This is a genomic window from Staphylococcus schweitzeri, assembly GCF_002902405.1.
Taxonomy (GTDB): Bacteria; Bacillota; Bacilli; order Staphylococcales; family Staphylococcaceae; genus Staphylococcus; species Staphylococcus schweitzeri.
In genome coordinates, this window is sequence record NZ_PPQS01000036.1 from 1 (window position 1) to 5,144 (window position 5,144).

Consider the following 5,144-nt stretch of genomic DNA (forward strand, 5'->3'; position numbering starts at 1 on the left):
TTTTTTACAAACGGATGCATTTTAAATAATACAACCGCGTTATTTTTCTCACAGTATCTTGCTAAACGTTCGAAGTCTATTTTGAAAAATGGATAATGTGCTGTACCATGTCCACTACCTCTGAATGTTGGTGCGAAAAGAATGACTTTCTTATCTTTAATGATTGGCAATTCTTCTTCCATCTCTTGTTTAATTTGTTTCGCATACGCTTCATCAAATAGTACGTCTGTACGAGGTACACCAGTAGGCACTACATTTTTTTCTTTAATACCAAATGCTTCAGCATAAAATGGAATATCAGTTTCTGATGATACATACGCTTTTGTATAGCTACGATGATTTAAAGAATCTATGAATGGTCCACCTTTTTTACCAGTACGGCTAAAGCCGACTGTTTTAAAGGCACCAACTGCATGCCATACTTGAATAACCTCTTGAGAACGTCTGAAACGCACTGTATAAATCAATGGATGGAAGTCATCAACAAAGATATAATCTGCTTTACCAAGCAAATATGGCAATCTAAATTTGTCGATAATACCACGTCTATCAGTAATATTTGCTTTAAATACAGTGTGAATATCATACTTTTCATCTAAATTTTGACGTAACATTTCATTATAGATGTATTCAAAGTTACCAGACATCGTTGGTCTAGAGTCTGATGTGAATAACACCGTATTACCTTTTTTTAAATGGAAAAACTTCGTCGTATTAAATATCGCTTTAAAAATAAATTGTCTCGTATTAAAAGATTGTTTGCGGAAATACTTACGTAATTCTTTATATTTACGAACGATAAACATACTTTTTTCTTCTGGTGTAGTTACAACAACATCAAGGACGAATTCGTTAACATCGCTAGAAATTTCAGGTGTTACAGTATAAACCGTTTTCTTTGAAATACCGCCTTTTCTAAATTCTTTTAGATAAGTCTGCAATAAGAAATTGATTTTACCATTTTGTGTTTCTAATTCGTTGTATTGTTCTTCTTGTTCTGGCTTTAAATTTTGATATGCATCGTTAATCACATCTGGATTTAACTGTGCTATATAATCAAGTTCTTGCTCATTAACTAATAAATACTTATCTTCAGGTAAGTAATAACCATTGTCTAAGATAGCTACATTGAAACGACAAACGAATTGATTGCCATCAACTTTGATATCATTTGCCTTCATTGTGCGTGTCTCAGTTAAATTTCTTAATACAAAATTGCTATCTTTTAAATCTAGGTTTTCACTATGTCCTTCAACGAATAATTGAACACGTTCCCAATAGATTTTATCTATATATATCTTACTTTTAACCAACGTTAATTCATCCTTTTCTATTTACATAATCCATTTTAGTACTGTTTTACCCCAAGATGTAGATAAGTCTGCTTCAAAAGCTTCAGTTAAATCATTAATTGTCGCAATCTCAAACTCTTGACCTTTTAACAGCGCTAATTTATCTACGATATCTGGGTATTTAATGTATAAGTCTACAACATCTTGGAAATCTTTTGACCCGCTTCGGCTGCTACCAATCAATGTTAATCCTTTTTCTAACACAAGACGTGTATTAACTTCAACCGGGAACTCACTTACACCTAATAATGCAATACTGCCTTCAGGTGAAATGTAATCAATCATTTGATTAATTGCTGATTGACTACCGCGCCCACCAACACATTCAAATGCATGATCAAATGTTAAGCCTTCAGGTATTTTATTAATATAGAAGACATCATCAACAAATGAGAAGTGGCTCAATTTATAATCTGTTTTACCAAAGACATAAATTTTAGACTCTGGATATAATTTACGCAGTAAAATAGCTGTGATATAGCCTAAGTTTCCGTCTCCCCAAATACCAAATGTATTTTTGTTGGAAATTGATTTCTTTTCAAATCGACGAATGGCATGTAGGCTAACTGTCACTAGTTCTGTGTATGAAATGATACTTAAATCAATATCGTCGGGTAGCGGCACAGCTCTATCATGATTTAGCAATACGAAATCTTGCATGAAACCATCATGACCACTTGATCTGAAATAACTAGATTTTAAATAGTTTTCAGCAATGACATCGTCTGTTTCCGTTGGCGTATTGGGTACCATTACAACTTTCGTGCCCTTATTGAATATACCTTTACTATCAAATACTACTTCGCCTACACCTTCATGAATTAAAGACATTGGTAGTTTTTGAGACAAGACATTTTCATCACGGCTACCTGTGTAGTATCTTTGATCGGCAGCGCAAATTGACATATATAAAGGACGTACAATGACATAATCACTGTAAATATCTACGTTGTTATACGTAACTTCAAATTGTCTAGGTGCAACTAATTGATATACTTGATTAATCATCGGCAATACCACCTCGAATAATAGCATTAGCTACTTTTAAATCATATGGTGTTGTTACTTTAATGTTATATAATTCACCTTTTACAAGACGTACAGGTTTATTTGTTTCGACAATAATTTTACATGCATCAGATAAGATACTCTTTTGTTCATCACTTAACTGCGCATAGCTTTCTTTTAATAAATTAATATTGAATGATTGTGGTGTTTGACCTTGATACATTTCGTTACGCACTGGAATGGCATCAATTGTTTGATTATCTTTAGATGTAACAATTGTATCGATAGCGTCAATAACTGTATCTACTGCCCCATACTCTAATGCAGCTTGAATATTTTCTTTAATGATACGATGCGTTAAAAATGGTCTTACTGCATCGTGCGTTACAATAACGTCATCTTCATTCACACCATTTGTAGATTCAATATGCTTAACGATATTCATTATTGTATCGTTACGATCACTACCACCTTGAATCACTTCAATTCTCTCATCAGAAATTTTGAATTTTCTAAGTGTATCTTTTGTATGCGTCATCCATTGTTGTGGTGTCGCAATAATAATTTTTTCAAAGTCATTAATTAAAATAAATTTTTCTAAAGTATGGATTAAAATAGGTTTATTATCTAAATCTAAAAATTGTTTAGGTAAAGGTACATTACCCATTCTTGAACCTATACCTCCAGCTAGAATACCAGCGTATTTCATAAAATACTTCCTCCATTCAACTATATCTATATTTAATTATTTAAATTCCATTGCATATTTTTTGTGATAACTCGTTTTAAAATCAAAATTCTAAATGTCAATGTAAAACATAAAATTACACACATTTTGCTTATATTTTAGCATATTTTGTTTAAGTCTATATTACAACATATCAGACGTTTTTATACACAAATAATAACACACAAGCAAACATTTCGTTTATTATTTATATCACTAAACCAATTAATTTATAATGTTTTATTGTTTTTTACGGAATCACTTAAAAATTGTTCTACAAATTCGCTGCGATGCATGTCCATCTTCTAATGAACAATATTTTTGATAAAAAGCTGTTCGTGCTGCAATATAATCATTAGCTGTTATATCTATATGTTTTAATGTCTCAATAAGTGCTGCTTGATTTTCAACAATAGGACCTGGTAACTCTTTCTTATAATCCATATAAAATCCTCGAAGTTCATCACCATATTTTTCTAAATCATAAGCATAGAAAATTTGTGGACGCTTTAAAACACCATAATCAAACATAACAGATGAATAGTCTGTAATTAATACATCACTAATCAAGTACAAATCAGAAATATCTTCATAATCCGAGACATCTTTCACGAAATCATCATGTTCATCTACACGCGTCACAACTAAATAATGCATACGTAATAAAATGACATAATTGTCATCCAGCGCTTGACGCAAAGCTTCGATATCAAAGTTAACATTAAATTGATATGAACCTTCTCGAATGGCTTCATCATCACGCCAAGTTGGCGCATACATAATTATTTTTTTGTCTAAAGGTATATTTAAACGCGTCTTTATACGATTAATATATTCAGTATCATTTTGTTTATGTGTTAATTTGTCATTACGTGGATAACCCGTTTCCAATATTTTATCTCGGTTAACATGAAATGCATGTTGAAATATATCTGTTGAATACGGATTAGGTGATACTAAGTAGTCCCAACGTTGACTTTCCTTTTTAAACCCATCTTGGTATGCCGTTGTTGTTGTACCTAGCATTTTAACATTACTAATATCCAAACCAATTTTTTTCAGTGGTGTACCGTGCCAAGTCTGTAAATACGTTGTTTGAGATCCTTTATATAACCAATCTGGCGTACGTGTATTAATCATCCACGCTTTCGCTCTTGGCATCGTTAAAAACCATTTCATCGAAAACTTTGTAACATATGGCACATTGTTTTGTTTGAATATGCTTTCATATCCTTTTTTGACACCCCAAACTAATTGCGCGTCACTATGTTCAACTAAATATTCATATAGTGCTTTGGGGTTATCACTATATTGTTTACCATGAAAGCTTTCAAAATAAATTAGATTTTTATTCGGTAATTTTGATAGTAATTTAAAACTCGTATGTATACTATATTCAACCATTTTTTTAATTGTCGTTTTAATCATGTCGTACCTCCGACGTGTCTTTGTTAATAATAATACGTATATGCAAATCTGTTGCAATCATGCTTATTATAGCATCTCATTATAAGATTCTTTTAACCATTACACTCGTCGCTAGAAATTATACGAAATCATGATTAATGTTTCACTTTAACATAACAAAAAATCGTTATCCATTCATAACGTATATGTCTATACAAAAATGAACTAGATAACGATTGGATTGGTTATTTTATTTTACAAAATGACAATTCAGTTGGAAGAGGCTGAGACATAAATCAATGTTCTATGCTCTACAAAGTTATATTGGCAGTAGTTGACTGAACGAAAATGCGCTTGTAACAAGCTTTTTTCAATTCTAGTCAACCTTGCCGGGGTGGGACAACGAAATAAATTTTGTAAAAATATCATTTCTGTCCCACTCCCTTGTGCATGAAAAATCAAAAGTAATTCTCATCATATAGCCCTGCTTCTCATGATATGTTACTCTCTTCATTGTCAGCACGCTTCCTGAAAACTATGCCTTATTTCAAAATTAAATGAAAAATGTTACCACTTAGCGTCTGAATAAGTCTTTGACTAAACGTTCACTTGATCGGCCATCTTGATATTTAAAATGTTTATCTAAGAAC

General features: G+C 31.8%; 5 protein-coding genes. All 5 read right to left on the reverse strand.

Features of this window, described 5'->3' with window-relative positions; translation table 11 throughout:
- Positions 1–1,313 (reverse strand): CDP-glycerol glycerophosphotransferase family protein (locus CD116_RS07880; RefSeq protein WP_103325236.1); only part of this gene is annotated, 1,313 nt, incomplete at its 3' end.
- Positions 1,314–1,334: 21 nt separating this feature from the next.
- On the reverse strand, positions 1,335–2,360 hold the full coding sequence (locus CD116_RS07885) for a ribitol-5-phosphate dehydrogenase (protein ID WP_000610199.1): 1,026 nt from the start codon (positions 2,358–2,360) through the stop codon (positions 1,335–1,337).
- Entirely contained in the window at positions 2,353–3,069 is a 717-nt protein-coding gene (locus tag CD116_RS07890; protein ID WP_000872487.1) for a D-ribitol-5-phosphate cytidylyltransferase, read from the reverse strand. Before CD116_RS07890 ends, CD116_RS07885 begins: the two co-directional genes overlap by 8 nt.
- 276 nt (positions 3,070–3,345) lie before the next feature.
- Positions 3,346–4,515, reverse strand: a complete 1,170-nt coding sequence (gene tarF, locus CD116_RS07895) for a teichoic acid glycerol-phosphate transferase TarF (protein ID WP_047548796.1) — start codon at positions 4,513–4,515, stop codon at positions 3,346–3,348.
- Positions 4,516–5,068: 553 nt separating this feature from the next.
- On the reverse strand, positions 5,069–5,144 hold a 76-nt coding region (locus CD116_RS13925), incomplete at its 5' end, for a CDP-glycerol glycerophosphotransferase family protein (protein ID WP_240625113.1).

Bases quoted from the DNA above. Each gene is read 5' to 3' on its own strand.
- CD116_RS07885 (WP_000610199.1), bottom strand. From the start codon at position 2,360: ATGATTAATCAAGTATATCAATTAGTTGCACCTAGACAATTTGAAGTT.
- CD116_RS07890 (WP_000872487.1), bottom strand. From the start codon at position 3,069: ATGAAATACGCTGGTATTCTAGCTGGAGGTATAGGTTCAAGAATGGGT.
- tarF (WP_047548796.1), bottom strand. From the start codon at position 4,515: ATGATTAAAACGACAATTAAAAAAATGGTTGAATATAGTATACATACG.